Annotated in this window: 14 protein-coding genes and 1 pseudogene; 5 read left to right on the top strand and 10 right to left on the bottom strand. The window is 73.0% G+C overall.

The window, feature by feature from the left end:
- Nucleotides 1–29 precede the first annotated feature (29 nt).
- Nucleotides 30–1,682, top strand: coding sequence for a DUF4127 family protein (locus tag BLU27_RS03145; RefSeq protein ID WP_157728185.1), 1,653 nt, complete (start codon nt 30–32; stop codon nt 1,680–1,682).
- Nucleotides 1,683–1,693: 11 nt separating this feature from the next.
- Complete coding sequence (locus tag BLU27_RS03140; RefSeq protein ID WP_157728184.1) at nt 1,694–2,614, top strand: N-acetylglucosamine kinase; 921 nt, start codon at nt 1,694–1,696, stop codon at nt 2,612–2,614.
- Between the two features lie 70 nt (nt 2,615–2,684).
- On the opposite strand, the gene BLU27_RS03135 is transcribed toward BLU27_RS03140, so the two are convergent.
- The 6 genes from BLU27_RS03135 to BLU27_RS03110 form a co-directional block, all read right to left on the bottom strand.
- Nucleotides 2,685–3,413 carry a GntR family transcriptional regulator gene (locus BLU27_RS03135; protein WP_092650392.1) on the bottom strand — a complete coding sequence of 243 codons (729 nt, stop codon included), beginning with the start codon at nt 3,411–3,413 and terminating at the stop codon, nt 2,685–2,687.
- Between the two features lie 58 nt (nt 3,414–3,471).
- Nucleotides 3,472–3,669 (bottom strand): hypothetical protein, encoded by a 198-nt coding sequence (locus BLU27_RS03130; RefSeq protein ID WP_092650390.1) that lies wholly within the window; start codon nt 3,667–3,669, stop codon nt 3,472–3,474.
- A 106-nt stretch (nt 3,670–3,775) separates the two neighbouring features.
- The gene (locus BLU27_RS03125) at nt 3,776–4,261 is read right to left on the bottom strand and encodes a carboxymuconolactone decarboxylase family protein (protein ID WP_241827756.1); all 486 of its coding nucleotides are present in this window, start codon (nt 4,259–4,261) and stop codon (nt 3,776–3,778) included.
- Nucleotides 4,258–5,160, bottom strand: coding sequence for an RNA polymerase sigma factor SigJ (gene sigJ / locus BLU27_RS03120; RefSeq protein ID WP_241827755.1), 903 nt, complete (start codon nt 5,158–5,160; stop codon nt 4,258–4,260). The genes BLU27_RS03125 and sigJ overlap by 4 nt, the downstream gene beginning before the upstream one ends.
- Before the next feature lies 1 nt (nt 5,161).
- Nucleotides 5,162–5,767, bottom strand: a complete 606-nt coding sequence (locus BLU27_RS03115; RefSeq protein ID WP_241827754.1) for a GNAT family N-acetyltransferase — start codon at nt 5,765–5,767, stop codon at nt 5,162–5,164.
- Nucleotides 5,768–5,793: 26 nt separating this feature from the next.
- The gene (locus tag BLU27_RS03110; RefSeq protein WP_157728183.1) at nt 5,794–7,371 is read right to left on the bottom strand and encodes a serine hydrolase domain-containing protein; all 1,578 of its coding nucleotides are present in this window, start codon (nt 7,369–7,371) and stop codon (nt 5,794–5,796) included.
- A 124-nt stretch (nt 7,372–7,495) separates the two neighbouring features.
- On the opposite strand from BLU27_RS03110, the gene BLU27_RS03105 reads away from it, so the two are divergent.
- The 3 genes from BLU27_RS03105 to BLU27_RS03095 all read left to right on the top strand — a co-directional run bounded on the left by BLU27_RS03105 (nt 7,496) and on the right by BLU27_RS03095 (nt 10,404).
- Entirely contained in the window at nt 7,496–8,179 is a 684-nt protein-coding gene (locus BLU27_RS03105) for a class I SAM-dependent methyltransferase (RefSeq protein ID WP_092650384.1), read from the top strand.
- The gene (locus tag BLU27_RS03100; protein ID WP_092650382.1) at nt 8,176–9,321 is read left to right on the top strand and encodes a cytochrome P450; all 1,146 of its coding nucleotides are present in this window, start codon (nt 8,176–8,178) and stop codon (nt 9,319–9,321) included. The genes BLU27_RS03105 and BLU27_RS03100 overlap by 4 nt, the downstream gene beginning before the upstream one ends.
- A 72-nt stretch (nt 9,322–9,393) precedes the next feature.
- Nucleotides 9,394–10,404, top strand: a complete 1,011-nt coding sequence (locus BLU27_RS03095; RefSeq protein WP_092650380.1) for an MIP/aquaporin family protein — start codon at nt 9,394–9,396, stop codon at nt 10,402–10,404.
- Here the strand turns inward: BLU27_RS03095 and BLU27_RS03090 are convergent.
- The 4 genes and pseudogenes from BLU27_RS03090 to fdh form a co-directional block, all read right to left on the bottom strand.
- On the bottom strand, nt 10,399–11,052 hold the full coding sequence (locus BLU27_RS03090; protein WP_092650378.1) for a nucleoside/nucleotide kinase family protein: 654 nt from the start codon (nt 11,050–11,052) through the stop codon (nt 10,399–10,401). The two genes, BLU27_RS03095 and BLU27_RS03090, sit on opposite strands and share 6 nt — an antisense overlap.
- Entirely contained in the window at nt 11,052–12,059 is a 1,008-nt protein-coding gene (nrfD, locus tag BLU27_RS03085; RefSeq protein ID WP_092650376.1) for an NrfD/PsrC family molybdoenzyme membrane anchor subunit, read from the bottom strand. The genes BLU27_RS03090 and nrfD overlap by 1 nt, the downstream gene beginning before the upstream one ends.
- Complete coding sequence (locus BLU27_RS03080; RefSeq protein WP_172804853.1) at nt 12,056–13,003, bottom strand: 4Fe-4S dicluster domain-containing protein; 948 nt, start codon at nt 13,001–13,003, stop codon at nt 12,056–12,058. The genes nrfD and BLU27_RS03080 overlap by 4 nt, the downstream gene beginning before the upstream one ends.
- Nucleotides 13,003–15,738 (bottom strand): annotated as a pseudogene (fdh, locus tag BLU27_RS03075) (formate dehydrogenase); the annotation flags it as partial. The gene BLU27_RS03080 and the pseudogene fdh, both read right to left, overlap by 1 nt.
- Between the last annotated feature and the right edge of the window lie 12 nt (nt 15,739–15,750).

The raw sequence follows: 15,750 nt of genomic DNA, 5'->3' as shown, positions 1-15,750 counted from the left end.
GGTCGAGCGAGCCGTGGTCGGTGAAGAACATGAATCCGCAACCCTGGAAGGGACTCCCCGTGCGCATCGCGTTGTTGCCCCTGGACGAACGACCTGTCAACGCGACCTTGCCCACGCACATCGCGGCGATCGCGGGCGTGGAGGTGCTCACCCCGCCGGCGGAGCTACTGCCGCGGATGCGCACACCAGGACGCGCCGACGAGCTGGCCGGCTGGCTGGCGGAGGTGGCCGGAGCAGTCGACGCGCTCGTGGTGTCGCTGGACATGCTGGGGTACGGCGGGCTGATCGGTTCGCGGACGACGCAGGACGCCGCCTCCGCCGTCGTGGAGCGGCTGGCGGTGCTGGAGAGCATTCGGTCGCGCTTCCCCCGGCTGCCGATCACCGCGGTGACGACGGTGATGCGCGCGTCGCGTTCGTACAGCCCTGCCGAGGAGCCGGAGTACTGGTCCCGGCACGGTGTCGAACTGCACGACCTGGGCGGTGCGCTGCACCGGGAGTTCCTCGGCGAGCCGCACGAACGTGACCGGCTGACCGCGGCGGTGCCGACGGACGTACGGGCGGACTTCTGGCTGCGCCGCCTGCGCAACCACACGGTCGACCTGTTCACCCTCGGCCTGGCCGGGAGGGGAACGCTGGACACCCTGCTGGTGACCGCCGACGACACCGCGCCGCGGGCGGCGGGTTCGCTGGAGCAGGTCTGGCTGCGGCACTGGGTGTCGGCGACCGGGCTGGACACCCGGGTGCTGATGTATCCGGGCGCGGACGAGGTGGGGTCGGTGCTCGTGGCGCGCGCCCTGGCCGACAATGCGGCCGGGCGTGCGGCCGGGCGTGCGGCCGGGCGTGCGGCCGGCAGTGCGGCCGGAGAGAAGGGTGCGCTCGACGCGGTGCCGACAGCGCGCGCGCAGGACGGGCCGGAGAGGCAGGACGAGCCGGTGCGGATCGCTGTCGAGATCTGCGAGGAGGGCGGCGCGGACCGGATCGCGCCGTACGAGAACGTCCCCATCGCAGCAGGCGTCGCCCGGCAGATCGCCGCCGCCGGCGCCGAGGTGCCGGATGGTGGGGAGCAGCGTGTGGCGGATGCGGTGATCGTGGTGCACGCGCCGGACCCCCACCGGGGCGACATGGCACGTCGCGGCGAGGGCACCGACCGGGCAGTCGTCGAGGCGGTGGTGGACCGGGTGGCCGAACTGGTCGAGGCGGGCAGCAGTGTCGGGGTGGCCGACGTCCGGTACGTCAACGGTGCCGACCCCAACCTGGTACGGGCGCTCGCCGAACGCGGCGTCCTGGACCGGATCCGGGCGTACGGCGGCTGGAACACCGCCGGCAACACGGTCGGTTCGGTGGTGGCCGCGCTGGTCGCGCACGCCGTCGGCCACCGTCACGGCGGCGTCGACGAGGCCGCGGAGAGCCGGTTGCGCTGGCACCGGATCGTGGAGGACTACGCGTACCAGGCGGTGGTCCGCGGCGAGCTGGCGCAGGAGCGGCCGTACGCCGACCACATGTCCGTCCCCTTCCCCGACCCGGCCGACGTCGCGAGCTACCTCGAACGCTGCGCGAAGCGGCTGCCGGAGGTCGCGGAGGAACTGGGTGGGGCGGACGCGCGCCGGTGGCTGATCGCTTCGCCGCGGCTGCCGTGGGGGCGGACGTTCGAGATCGACTTCGACCTGGTGCCCCGGACGTGAGGATTCCGGACGTGCGGATCGCGGGAGTCGACGGCGGGCAGACCGGCCTGCGTCTTCGGGTGGTAGGGCCGGACGGAAGTACGGCGACAGCGACCAGCGGCGGGTTCGACTACGACGCGGGTGACCCCGCGGCGACCATACTGGCGCTGGTGAAGCAGGCCTGGGCGCGGCTGCCCGCGGCGGAGCGAAGGCCGGTCGCCCGGGTCGGCATGGGCCTGACCGGGGACCACCGGCCCGACGAGGTACGCCGGATCGAGGCGGGAGTCGCGGACCTGCTGGGAGCGCCGGAGGTACGTGTCGCCCACGACTCGGTGACCGCGCACCTCGGCGCGCTGGCCGGGAAGCCCGGCGTCGTCGTGGTGGCGGGTACCGGCGTGGTGGCGCTGGCGAGGACGGGTTCGGGTACCACGGGCGCCACCGCGCGCGTCGACGGCTGGGGCCACCTGCTCGGGGACGAGGGCGGCGGTTTCGCGGTGGGCCGGCACGGGCTGCGAGCCGCGCTGGCCGCGTACGACGGCCGGGGCCCGCGGACCCTGCTCGCTGCCGCGGCGGCGGACCGGTTCGGCCCGCTGGACGGGCTGCCGCGCCGGCTCTACGGGACGGGCGGCACGGTGGCCGACGTGGCGTCGTTCAGCCGGCAGGTCGCCGACGTGGCCCGGGCCGGTGACCCGGTGGCGGCGGCGATCTGGCACGACGGTGTGACCGCGTTGGTGGATACGACCCGCGCCGCCGTGAGCCGCTACCTGGAGCTGGCCGCCTCGCGACCTGACACAACTGTGCCGGTGTCGTGGGCGGGCGGGCTCATGGGTGTGGCGGATCTGGTACGGGAACCGTGGCGTCGCCGGGTGGAGACGGAGATCCCGCGGGCCCATGTGGTCGACCCCGCCGGTGACGGCCTGGACGGTGCGGTCCTGCTGGCCGAGGACGCGTGACCTACCCGGCGAAGCGTCGGGCGGGCTACCGGCGGCGGGGCTACCGGCGGCAGGGCTACTGGCGGCGGGGCTACTGGCGGCGGAGGGTCTGCTCCAGGCTGTACCGGTCGCCGCGGTACAGCGACCGGGCGAACTCGACCGCGCGCCCGCGTACGTCGTAGGTGACGCGTTCCACCAGCAGGGCGGGGGTCAGCGCGGGCACCTCCAGCAGCGCGGCCTGCTCGCGGTCCACGATGGTGGCGCGTACCTCCTGCTCGGCCCGGTCCAGGGCGATGCGGTAGCGGCTGAGCAGCGTCTCGTACAGCGAACCCTCCACCGGTGAGTCCAGCAGGTCCGGGACGAGCCCGGCCACCAGCCAGACGTCCTCCAGGCACATCGGCACCGAGTTGGCCAGCCGGAGCCGGACAAGGTGGACGAGTGGCTCGCCGGGGCTCACCCCGAGGCGCCAGCCCTCCCGGGCGCCGGCAACGGTCTGCTCGGCGCGCAGCAGCTTCGCCCCCGGCGCGAGCCCGCGGGTACGCATGTCGTCGCTGAACGAGGACAGGAGCTCACGCTTGCGGATGGCGGGCTCGGCGACGTAGGTGCCCGAACCCTGGATGCGGTAGACCACGCCCTCGCCGACGAGTTGTTCGACGGCTCGGCGCACGGTCAACCGGCTCACCCCGAGGTCGGCGCACAACTGGCGCTCGGTGGGCAGCCGCTGGTGCGGTTCGAGCCGGTCGCGGATCAGTTCGAGCAGGTGCGCGCGGACCGCTGCGTACTTGGCGACCGTGCCGCCGCCGGCCTCCGTGTCCGCCACGCCGATCGCCTCCCTGCCCGCTGGTTCGCCCGCAGGGCCGTCGCCTGCAGGACACACCCTAGGAGGAAGGCTGCGGCAGCTCGCACTTCACCTTGGGGTTGGCGCCCACGTAGTTGAGCGGACCGGCGACCACGGTCACCGCGATGGTGCCGGCCTTGGCGCAGCTCTGGTCGGACCCGGCGAAGTAGCCCCGCTGGGCAACGGCGACGACGCCGATGAGCAGCCAGATGGCGACGATGACCCCGACGATCTTCATGTGCCTGTGCTCCCTGTTCCGGGGCGGGCGCGGGGCCCGCGACGCCGACGAGGGGTCCGATGATCGCACGTCGCGGGCCCTACCGCAGAACAGTCAGCCCCCGATGTCAGCCGCTGGACAGCGGGTTCGCGGCAGCGGCACGCAGTGCTGCCCCGGCGGGTGTCCGGGTGATCGCCATGATCCGGTTCCAGGCGTTGCTGTGGGCGATCGCGAAGATCAGCCCGGCGAGTTCGGGCTCGCCGAAGTGGCGGGTCGCCTCGTCCCACACGGAGTCGGGCACGGTCTCCCCGCGGTCGGCGAGCCGGGTGGCCTCCTCGGTCAGCGCGAGCGCCGCGCGTTCGGCGTCGGTGAAGTACGGCGCGTGCCGCCAGGTGCCCACCGACCACAGCCGTTCGTCGGTCTCGCCGGCCGCCTTCGCCTGTCGCATGTGCATGTCCAGGCAGAAGCTGCAGCCGTTGATCTGGCTGGACCGGATCTTGACCAGCTCGAAGACGGCCGGCGGCAACCCGCTTTCGTGGACGTACTTCGCCACCTGGCGCATGGCGCGGACGGCCTCGCCGGAGTGCTCCATGATGTCGATGCGGCGCTTCACGTGACGCTCCTCAGCTTCTCGGGATTGCGGACGATGTGGAGCTCGGTGATCCGGCCGCCGGCGACCGTCAGGCCGACGACGCTGTCCAGCCGGCCGGCGCGAGAGCGCAGCAGGCCCGGCCGGCCGTTGACCAGCGTGTGCCGATGCTGCGCCGGGCCGAGACTGCGAGCCGTACGGACCAGGAAGCGGGCCACCTTCTCGGCGCCGGCGACCGGCCGCCGGGCCGCGAGCACCCTGCCGCCGCCGTCGGTACGCAGGACGACGTCGGGGTCGAGCAGTTCGACGAGTGCCGCCAGGTCCATGCCCTCGCAGGCGCGGGCGAAGGCGGCCACCACGCTGCGGTGCGCCCTCGCGTCCACCTCGAACCTCGGCGCGCGGCTCGCCACGTGCTTCCTGGCCCGGGCGGCGAGTTGCCGGCAGGCGGCCGGTGTACGCCCGACGGCCCGGGCCACCTCGGTGAACTCGAGGCCGAACACGTCGTGCAGCACGAACGCCGTGCGCTCGGCCGGACTCAGCGACTCCAGGACGACCAGCATGGCCAGGCTCATCGACTCGTCCAGGGTCACCCGGTCCGCCGGGTCCGCGGCCGCCGGCGGCTCCGGGGTCACCACCGGCTCCGGCAGCCACGGCCCGACGTACTCCTCCCGGCGCCTGCGGGCGGAACGAAGTGCGTCCACGCCCAGCCGGGACACGGTGACCACGAGCCAGCCGGTGAGGTCCCGGATCTCGTCGGTGCCCTCGAGGCCGGTGCGGGTCAGCCGCAGCCAGGCCTCCTGCACCACGTCCTCGGCCTCGTCCAGGCTGCCGAGCAGGCTGTACGCGACGCCGAGCAGGCGCGGCCGCAGGGCAGTGAACTCCGCGGCGAGATCCTCGGCCGGCAGGGACGTGTCGTACTCCACGTCAGGAGGACGAACGGGCCTTCGCCGGTGTGACACCGGGCGCGGCCGGCCCGGTCTCGGTGGTCTCGGTGGTGTCTGCGGTCCCGGCGGTGTCGGCCTCGACGGGTACGAGGAACTTCGACATCCACACGTCGTCGACGTACTCGCCGTCGATCAGGAACGCCGCCCGCAGGACGCCCTCGACCACGAACCCGTGCCGTTCGTACAGCCGCCGCGCGGTCGTGTTGGTGCCGAACACCCGCAAGCTGAGCTTGCGCGCACCGCGCCGGCGGGCGTACTCCTGCGCAGCGACCAGGAGCGCGGAACCCACTCCCTGCCCGCGGGCGGCCGGCACGACCGCGAACCCGTAGATCCCCAGGACGTGCGCACCCTCCGGAAACGGCACCATCGTGGTGATCCGGACGTATCCGGCGACCGAGCTGTCCGACTCCGCCACCAGGTGCAGGTCGGGCGTGTTGTGGTCGTCGAAGAACGATGTCCGGGTTTCGCCTTGCAGGGAAGGGAAACCGGACGTCGAGCTCCAGGAAGCGCCGTCCACGGCGAGCAGGGCGGCGTCGTCCTCCGCGCGTGCGGGTCGGACGAGGAGCCTCTCGGCGGTCGTTGTCACCGCGTCAGCCTGCCATGCGCCGTCGTTCATGATGCCTCCGGAGTGGGGGATGGTTCCGGTGTGGGAGAAGGGGCGGCAGAGGCGAAAGAGATCAACGCCGCAAGGCGAACCGCGATCAGGGCCAGGCCGGTGACCGCGGCCACCTCGAGCCACAGGTGCACGGTCACCATCGACCAGAACAGCTGCTCCCGGGTGAACACCCGCCCGGCGAACGTGCCCACCAGCCAGGGCAGTCCCGCCAGCAGCACCGTGGGGACGACCAGCCAGACCACGCCGGGGACGAACCGCCACAGCGGACGGGTCCGGCGCCGCCGCGCCCAGGCCCGGGCGCGCAGGATCTCCCAGCTGCGGACCAGCAGGGTGAGCACGGTGAGCGCCGCCAGGACGTACTCCACCGTCCGCACCGGGGGCTGGACCGCCGCCGGCTCTCGCCCCTCGAGCTGGGCGAGTACGCCCTCGGTGATCGCGTGGTAGGGCACGAGTCCGTTGTAGGTGTTGAACATCAGCGCCACGCCGTACCCCGTGCCGGGGACCAGCGCCTGCTCGGCGTAGTAGGTCGACAGGACGCCGTTGTGGGTGAGCTGGGACTGTCCGCCCTCGGGCCGCTCGGTCGTCCAGCCCATGGCGTACGTGGTGTCCAGGCCGGTCGGCGGGGTGTGCTCGGTGGCCAGGCTCCGTGCGGACACGACCTGCCGTCCTGCGTACCGGCCCCGCGAGTTCTGCATCGCCAGCCAGTGCCCGAGGTCGGCGGCGGTGGACACCACCGCGCCGTCGCCACCGAGGAAGCCGTCGAGTTCGGGCCGCGGGACCGTGCGGGTGAAGGCGAGCGCGTATCCGCGGGACAGGCGCGGTGCGTTCGACGGGATCAGCTTGGTGTACGCGAGCAGGGTGTCGTTCATCCGCAGCGGCCCGAACACGTTCTCCCGCAGGTAGGTCGCGAACGGCTGCCCGCTCACCACCTCGACCACCCGGGCGGCCACGTCGTAGTTGGCGTTGAAGTAGTGGAACCGCATGCCCGGCGCGCTGACCAGCTTCGCGCTGTGCAGGCTGGTGATCCGTTCGGCCAGGCTGTGCGGCGCCGGCAGCGTCTGCTCGGGGTAGCCCTGGTCGCTCAGGCCGCTGGTGTGGTTGAGGAGCTGGCGGACGGTGATCCGGGCGCCGCGGGGGTCGTCGACCGCGAAGTTCGGGAGGTACGTGCGGACCGGGGCGTCCAGCCGGACCCGGCCCGCGTCGACCAGTTGCAGGACGGCCGTGGCGGTGAACGACTTGCTCACCGAGCCGAGCCGGAACTGCGTGCGCGGCGTGACCGGCGTACCGGCGGAGGTGTGCCCGAAGCCGCGGACGTGCACCACGTCGCGCCCGTGGGTGACGACCAGGGCGGCGCCGGGGATGGCCTGCGCGGCCAGTTCGTCCCTCACGAACCGGTCGATCGCGGCGAAGTCGGGCGTTGCGACGTGGGACGTCGTGGATTCGGTTGTGGATCCAGCGGTGGAGGTGGCGGCCCCGGCGGCGGCGACGAGCGCGCCGAGCGAGAGCAGCGCCGCGAGTATCGCGAGGGCCGCGAACACGAACACCGCGCGGGTGCCTGCGGTACGCCGGATCACGATCGGGATCCTATGCGGGCGGTTACGGCGCCAGCCCGATATTTCCGGACGTTCCCTCGCAGGAGCCGGCCATGATCCCTCGCAGGGGTTACGACGGACGGTGACTGCGCCATAGTGGACAGCGATGGGGGCGCGACCGAAGTGGTGGCAGCGGCGGACCGAGCGACCGGGCCGGCATCCGCTGTTCGCCCGGGTCTACGCACGGCTCGCGCCGGCGATGGACCGGGCCGGACTGTCCGGCCGCCGCGCCCGGCTGCTCGCCGGGCTGACCGGCCGGGTGGTCGAGATCGGTTCCGGCAGCGGCCTGAACTTCGCCCACTACCCGGCCGAGGTGGCCGGAGTGCTCGCGGTCGAACCGGAGCCGAGCCTGCTCAGGTACGCCGTCCGCAACGCTGCCCGCGCGCCGGTGCCGGTGGCGCTGGTGGACGGCAGCGCCGAGCACGTACCGGGTGCGGACGGAGCCTTCGACGCGGCCGTCGTCTCGCTGGTGCTGTGTTCCGTACCCGACCAGCGGGCCGCCCTGGCGGAACTGCACCGGGTGATCCGACCGGGCGGCCAGCTCCGCTTCCTCGAACACGTCCGCGCCGACAGCCGCGGCCTGCGCGGCCTGCAACGCGTGCTCGACACGACGGTGTGGCCGGCGCTGGCCGGCGGCTGCCACCTGTCCCGCGACACCCTCGCCGGCATCGAGGCGGCCGGGTTCGCCGTGAACCGCCTGGAGCGGTTCCGGTTTCCCGACGGGCCGCTGCCCTCGCCCACCAGCCCGCACATCCTCGGCACCGCCACCCGAACCGGAGGACCCCGATGACCCCGACGACCCTCGACGTGCGCAAGGTGACCACCCCCGCAGGCGACCCGGCCTGGCTGGTCACCGGCTACGACACCGTGAAGCGGCTGCTCGCCGACCCGCGCCTCGGCCGGTCGCACCCCGAGCCCGACCGGGCGGCCCGCTTCTCCGACGCGCAGATCCTCGGCCGCCCCGAGGAGGCCCGCCCCGACGAGGTGGCCGAGCACCGGCTGATGCGCCGGTTGCTGGCGAAGTCGTTCTCGGCCCGGCGGCTCGCCCTGTTGCGGCCGCGCGTCGAGGCCGTGGTGGCCGAACTCCTGGACGACCTCGCCGCCCGCCCCCAACCCGCCGACTTCCACGACGCGATCTCGTTTCCCCTGCCGGCACTGGTGATCTGCGAGCTTCTCGGCGTCCCGTACGAGGACCGGGAGGACTTCCGGCGCTGGTCCGACGACGTCGGCGACATGAGCGACGGTCAGCGGTCCGCCGCGGCAATGGCCGCCCTGCACGCGTACATGCGCGAACTGGTCGAACGCCGCCGCGCCGAACCGGCGGAGGACGTCATCACCGACCTGGTGACCGCGCAGGTGGACGGCCGGCCGGCGTACGACACCGACAGCGCTGCACAGCTCGGCGCCGGGCTGCTCTTCGCCGGGCACGAGACGACGGTGACCGCGATCGACTCGGGGGTCGTCCTGCTGCTCACCCACCCCGAGCAGATCGCCGAACTGGAACGCGGGCCGGAGGCGGTGTCCCGGGTGGTGGAGGAGATCCTGCGGTTCGGGTTGCCGAATCCCGGCTCGGAGCAGGAGGGCGCGGCCGGCCTGCCGCGGTACGCCAACGCCGACATCGAGGTGGGCGACACCACCATCGCGGCCGGAGACCTGGTGGTGCTGGACCTGCGCGACGCCAACCAGGACACCGGGCGGTTCCCCGAGCCGGCGGACTTCGACGTACGGCGGACCGCCAACCCGCACGTGACGTTCGGCCACGGACCGCGGTTCTGCGTGGGTGCGCCGCTGGCCCGGATCGAGCTGACGGCGCTGTTCGGGACGCTGTTCAGGCGGTTCCCGGCGCTGCGGCTGGCGGTGGCGGCGGACCAGCTGCGGCCGCGCAGCCACCTGCTCACCGGTGGCTGGGCCGAGCTTCCCGTCCGTTGGTGACCCGCATGGTTGGTTAAGTACCTCAGCGTGAGGCAAAACAGGAGGGAGAACGTCCGGGGAGAGGGGCGAGGGGTGAGCGAAGAGATCCCCGCGTTGCGGCGGGGTCCGCACGGGCTGAAGCGCGTCGGCGGTACGTGGGGAGAGCTCCTCGCGGAGTTCCTGGGCACCTTCGTTCTCATCCTGTTCGGCGACGGCGCCGTCGCGATGGCGGTCGCCGGTCTGCCCGGTTCGGGCCGCACGGCGACGCCCACCACCTTCTTCGTCGGTGCCGGCGACTGGATGCTGATCGTCTTCGGCTGGGCGTTCGCGGTGATGTTCGGCGTGTACGTCGCGGGCGGCATCAGCGGCGCGCACATCAATCCCGCGGTGACACTCGCGTTCGCCGTGCGCCGGCAGTTTCCGTGGAACAAGGTCGGCCCCTACATCGGGGCGCAGGTGGTCGGGGCGTTCGCCGGAGCTGCCGTGATCTTCGCGGTCTACAACTCGGCCATCAACGCCGCCGACGCGGCGCAGGACACGGCGCGAAGTTCGGGCAAGGCGCTGGTGACCTTCTCCATCTTCGCCACCTTCCCCGCGCCGTACTTCCACGGCAGCTGGGTCGGGCCGTTCATCGACCAGGTGGTCGGCACGGGCCTGCTTCTGCTGCTGATCATGGCGCTCATCGACCGGCGCAACATGGCCCCCGCGGGCAACGCCGGGCCACTGCTCATCGGCCTGGCCGTCGGGGCGATCGGCCTGTCGTTCGGCGCGAACGCGGGGTACGCCATCAACCCCGCCCGCGACTTCGGCCCGCGCCTGTTCGCCTGGATCGCCGGCTGGGGTGAGGTGGCGCTGCCGGGCTCGATACCAGGCGCGTTCAGCTGGTACTTCTGGATACCCATCGTCGGGCCGTTCGCCGGCGGCGTGATCGGCGTACTCGTGTACGACTACCTCATCGGCGACGTGCTCGCGGCGCGGCGGGCGCAGGCCGAGACCCACCCGGCCGGGCGTGCCGGTAAGGGCGCGGCCGGTGAGGGCGCGGCCGGAGAGGGGGCTGCCGGTGAGGGCCGGACCGACCGGGGGTCCTTCGACGAGGGGTCATGACCCCTCCACCACGGCAGGACGTTCGGGGTTGTCCAGCCGGACCACGACCTGTGCCGCCTGAACCGGCTCGGCCTCCCCGGCGTACCGGTCGTAGGCGGGCAGGGTCCACCGCTGCTCCTCCGGCGTCTGCCGGGCCAGCGCGGCCGGTGAGAGCTCGAGGTGCACAACGAAGTCGAACGGCAGCCAGCGCCCGAGCAGCAGCGAGCCGCTGAGTATGAGCACCCCGCCGGGCGGGACGGTGACGTAACCGGCGCGGTGGGCCCGGTCGGTCTCGGCGTTCCACAGCGCGGGCAGCACCTGGCCGCTGCCGCCGGGGTCGAGGGGTTCGAGCACCTCGCGGATCAGGCCGGCGTCGTCCAGCCAGTCCTCGTACAACACGTCCGGGTCCTCCCGGCCGCGTTCCAGGCGCAGGGACGCCGGGCGCAGGTAGTCCTCGGCCCGGACCCGCACCACGGCTCGGCCGCGTTCGCGCAGTGGTTCGGTCAGCGCGTCGGCCCAGCGGTCCGGGTGCGCCGCGGGCGCGCCGTCGACGGCCACCCGGGTCCAGGCGCTCGTGCCTGCGCCTGGGCGCGTGCTTGTCGGAAGGTCCGCGATCGTGTCCGCGAGTTCGGTGACCAGCCGGTCGGGGCTGACCGCGCGGACCCGCATCACCGCGGCGGGGAGCCGGGTCCCGTGGCGCCACCCGTCTTCGCCGTGGCCGTGCCCTCGGCGGCACCGTCGCTTCGGGCGGCGACGCGGTCGCGTTGCGGCATGACGACGTACTTGGGGTCGGCGGCGGACGCCCGGCCGGCGTAGAACACGCCGAACCGCGTGCACACCCCGCCCGCGAGCAGCGAGACGCCGGCCGCCGCGGACAGCAGCCGGCTGTTCCGGTCCGACACCAGGCGGCTGCGCCGGCCGGCCAGCGCCAGCCCCGCGCCGACACCGGTGAGGATCCGCCCGGCGGCCATCAGCCTGCGCGGGCGGCCGGTGCGGTACGGCTCGCCGACGATGCCGCCGGTGCGTTCGATCCGGGTTGCGGCGGCGAGCTCGATGCCGGCGCCGAGCACCGCCATCCGCCGGGCCGGTGCCAGCTCGGCCGGCGGCGCGGCCACCAGGGCGGCGCCGGCGCCGCTGGCCAGCGCGCTTCCGGCGAACACGAACGGAAGCTCGCGGTGGTATTCGTGCCAGGCCGGGATCGCGGTGTCGGTCAGCAGCACCGCGGTGTAGGTGGACAGCGCCGGGCCGAGCACACCCGAGGCGAGCCCCGCCGCGCGTCCCCACGCCGGCAGCACCCCGGTCACCGTGGACACCGCTGCGGCGGCGGCCGTACCGGAGAACGGTGCGAGGATCCACGAACCCACCGACAGCGGCGAGGTCGGCTTGAACACCCGCAGCATGTTCAGGAACCGGGTCGGCCGGTGCAGGTCGTGTACCAGCGCTGCCACGCTCGCGGTCGACCCGAACGCCGCGGCGTACCGGCCGGTGCGGGCCAGCCCCTCCTGCCCGGTGAGGTCGGCGAGCGCGGCCATCGTCGCCGAGGCGCCGGCCATGCCGCCGAGGAAGAAGTAGAGGGGTACGTCGGGCACCTTCCAGGTCGGCTCCTTGAGGATGGGCCGCCCGTAGTAGGACCGGAACTCGGCGCGCGGGACCTGGAGTTCCTCGCGGGTGCTCACCGCCGCCTCCCGAGGAACGACGCCGCGACCGCGACCGCGATGGTGGCCGCCGCGAGCCCCGCCTGGCGCCACATCGCCGGCAGGTCGCGGGTGGTCACCACCGGGTCCGGCGGCAGGCCGTACACCTCCGGCTCGTCCAGCAGCAGGAAGAACGCGCCGTCGCCGCCCACTCCGTCGTCGGGGTCCGCGCCGTACAGCCGGGCGGTGTCCACCCCGGCCTCCTGCAGCGTCGCCACCCGCTCGCGGGCCCGCTCGCGCAACTCGTCCAGCGGGCCGAACTGGATCGACTCCGTGGGGCACGCCTTCGCGCAGGCCGGCTCCAGTCCGTCGCCGAGCCGGTCGTAGCACATGGTGCACTTGAACGCGCCGCCGTTGTCGGGGCGGATGTCGATGACGCCGTACGGGCAGGCCGAGACGCAGTAGCCGCAGCCGTTGCACACGTCGTCCTGGACGACCACCGTGCCGAACTCGGTCCGGAACAGCGCGCCCGTCGGGCAGACGTCCAGGCAGGCCGCGTGCGTGCAGTGCTTGCAGACGTCGCTGGACATCAGCCAGCGCAGGGCGCCCGCGTCGCCGGCGGCTCCGTCGCCCGAGCCGGCGTCCTCGCCGACCGTGCGCGCGGTGGCGGGGTCGAGCCGGGCCGGCGTACCGACACCGGGCATCCCGAGGTCGACCGGCGGCCGACCGGACGGGGCCTCCTGCTCGACGAACGCGACGTGCCGCCAGGTGCTCGCCCCGAGCGCGCCGGTGTTGTCGTAGGAGTGACCGAGGAAGTTCAGGCCGTCCTCGGGCAGGGCGTTCCACTCCTTGCAGGCGACCTCGCAGGCCTTGCAGCCGATGCACACCGAGGTGTCGGTGAAGAAGCCCACCCGCGGCGGATGGTCCTCCGGGTGGCCCGCGTCGGCGGCCGGGTCGGCGAGGGGTCCCGCCAGGCGGTTGCTCATCAGGTCGCCTCTCCTGTCGGGGTGTCGGCTCCTGTCGGGGTGTCGGTCGGCAGACCTGCCCGTAGCTGGTAGCGGTCCATCATGGCCAGCAGTTCGCGCCCGCGTGGTCTGCGGCCGGGCTGGATGTCGCAGGTCGCGGCCTTGGACTCCTGGATGTGGACGTTCGGGTCGAGCACGACCGACAGGAGCTCGTTGGCCGCGTCACCGACACTGAGGCCGTTCGGCCCCCAGTGGTAGGGCAGGCCGACCTGGTGGACGACCCGGCGCCGCATCCGGATCGGCTTCATCCGCGGGGTGACCAGCACCCGCGCCTCGACCGCCGTCCGCGCGGAGACGATGGTCGCCCAGCCGAGGTGGGTGAGGCCCCGCTCCTGCGCCAGCTCCGGCGACACCTCGCAGAAGAACTCCGGCTGCAGCTCGGAGAGGTACGGCAGGGTGCGGCTCATCCCGCCGGCGGTGTGGTGCTCGGTGAGCCGGTACGTGGTGAAGACGTACGGGAACACCGCCGACACCGGGTCGTTCTCGCCCGAGGCGTAGCGGTTGTACCGGCGGGGGTAGCGTTGCCGGACCGGGTTGGCCTGCTGGCCGTACAGCGGGTTGGCGACCGGGGACTCCTCCGGCTCGTAGTGCGCCGGCAGCGGGCCGTCGGTGAGGCCGGCGGGCGCGAACAGCCACGCCTTGCCGTCGGCCTGCATGATGAACGGGTCGTCCCCGGCGAGCGCGTCCTCGGCGCGGGCGTCCTCGGGTGGCACGTAGTCGGGCCGCTTCGTGGGTTCGAAGTCGGGCACGTCCTCGCCGGTCCAGCGTTCCTGCTCGGCGTCCCACCAGACGTACCGCTTGCGTTCGCTCCACGGCCGTCCCTCGGGGTCGGCGGAGGCGCGGTTGTACAGGATCCGGCGGTTCGCCGGCCATGCCCAGGCCCACTGCGGCGCGACCAGGCTCTGCTCCCGGCCCGGCTTGCGGTCCGCGGCGTGGTTGTGCTCGCCCGCGTAGACGCCGCAGTAGATCCAGCACCCACAGGCGGTGGAGCCGTCGTCGGCGAGTTCGGTGTACGCCGACAGCGCGCCGTCCGGGCCGACGCCGTTGATCTCGCGGAGTACGGCTTCCGCCGACGGGTCGGCGGTCGGGCCCTCGGTGGGGTAGTCCCAGGTCAGGTCCAGCAGCGGCCGGTCGCGTTCGTCGGTGGAGCCGGCCAGCCTCGCCCGCAGCATCCGGCCCAGGTGGTAGTAGAACCACAGGTCGCTGCGCGCGTCGTCCGGCGGCTCGACCGCCTTGTGGTGCCACTGCAGCAGCCGCTGGGTGTTGGTGAAGCTGCCGTCTTTCTCGGTGTGCGCGGCGGCCGGGAAGAAGAAGACCTCGGTGCCGATCTCCTCCGTGGACAGCTCGCCGGTCTGGATCTCCGGCCCGTCCTTCCAGAACGTCGCGCTCTCGATCATCTGCAGGTCGCGGACGACCAGCCAGTCGAGGTTGGCCAGGCCGAGCCGCTGCAGCTTGGCGTTGGCCGACCCGACCGCGGGGTTCTCGCCCGCGAGGAAGTAGCCCTTGCACTCCCCGGCGATCTGCGCCATCACCGTCTTGTAGGTGCCGTGCTCGCCCGTGATCCGCGGTATGTAGTCGAAGCAGAAGTCGTTCTCCGGCTGGGCCGCATCACCCCACCAGGCCTTCAGCAGGCTGACGGCGTAACTGCGCATGTTGCCCCAGAAGCCGGTCTGGCCCGCGTCGGTGGCGACGTAGGAGTCGAGGTCCTGGTGCTGGTGCGCGTGCGGCATCGGGAGGTAGCCCGGCAGCAGGTTGAACAACGTCGGGATGTCGGTGGACCCCTGGATGCTGGCGTGACCGCGCAGCGCCATGATGCCGCCGCCGGGCCGGCCGATGTTGCCCAGCAGGGTCTGCAGGATCGATGCGGTGCGGATGTACTGCACCCCGACCGTGTGCTGGGTCCAGCCGACGGAGTAGACGATCGCGGTGGTGCGCTCGCGGCCGGAGTTCTCCGTCACCGCCTGGGCGACGTCGAGGAACTGCTCGACCGGGATGCCGCAGGTCTCCTCCACGACTTCCGGGGTGTAGCGGGCGAAGTGCCGTTTGAGCACCTGGAAGACGCAGCGCTCGTGCTGGAGGGTGGGGTCGATGCGGGGCTTGGCGCGCAGGGCCGCGCCGCCGCTGCCGTAGGTGTCGGCGCGAGCCGTCTCGCGGTGTCGAAGGTCACCGTGCTCGGTGCCGGTGTCGCCCTCCTCGCCGGAGCCCTCTTCGCCCCCGCCCTCGCCGGACCCGTCCCGCTGCCCTGCCGCCGGGGCGGTCTCGGCCCCCTCGTACATCCAGGACTCGGTGTCGTACGACATGTTCTCGGGGTCGAAGCCGGAGAACAGGCCGTCGAGGTCCTCGGTGTCGCGGAAGTCCTCCCTCAGGATCGCGCCCGCGTTGGTGTAGGCGGTGACGTACTCCCGGAACTCCAGACCGTTGCTCAGCACGTGGTTGATCAGCCCGCCGAGGAACGCGATGTCCGATCCGGCCCGCAGCGCCACGTGCGTGTCGGCGACCGCGCTCGTACGGGTGAACCGCGGGTCGACGTGGATGATCCGCGCGCCCTTGGCCTTGGCCTCCATCACCCACTGGAACCCGACCGGATGGCACTCGGCCATGTTCGAGCCCTCGATGAGGATGCAGTCAGCGTTGCTCAGGTCCTGCTGGTACGTCGTGGCGCCGCCGCGACCGAAACTGGCTCCCAGACCGGGAACGGTTGCGGAGTG

Source organism: Actinopolymorpha singaporensis (assembly GCF_900104745.1).
Classification (GTDB): domain Bacteria; phylum Actinomycetota; class Actinomycetes; order Propionibacteriales; family Actinopolymorphaceae; genus Actinopolymorpha; species Actinopolymorpha singaporensis.
This window is presented reverse-complemented; position numbering and strand designations above follow the sequence as displayed.

Bases quoted from the DNA above. Each gene is read 5' to 3' on its own strand.
- BLU27_RS03145 (WP_157728185.1), top strand. From the start codon at position 30: ATGAATCCGCAACCCTGGAAGGGACTCCCCGTGCGCATCGCGTTGTTG.
- BLU27_RS03130 (WP_092650390.1), bottom strand. From the start codon at position 3,669: ATGAAGATCGTCGGGGTCATCGTCGCCATCTGGCTGCTCATCGGCGTC.
- BLU27_RS03105 (WP_092650384.1), top strand. From the start codon at position 7,496: ATGGGGGCGCGACCGAAGTGGTGGCAGCGGCGGACCGAGCGACCGGGC.
- BLU27_RS03100 (WP_092650382.1), top strand. From the start codon at position 8,176: ATGACCCCGACGACCCTCGACGTGCGCAAGGTGACCACCCCCGCAGGC.
- BLU27_RS03090 (WP_092650378.1), bottom strand. From the start codon at position 11,052: ATGCGGGTCCGCGCGGTCAGCCCCGACCGGCTGGTCACCGAACTCGCG.
- BLU27_RS03080 (WP_172804853.1), bottom strand. From the start codon at position 13,003: ATGAGCAACCGCCTGGCGGGACCCCTCGCCGACCCGGCCGCCGACGCG.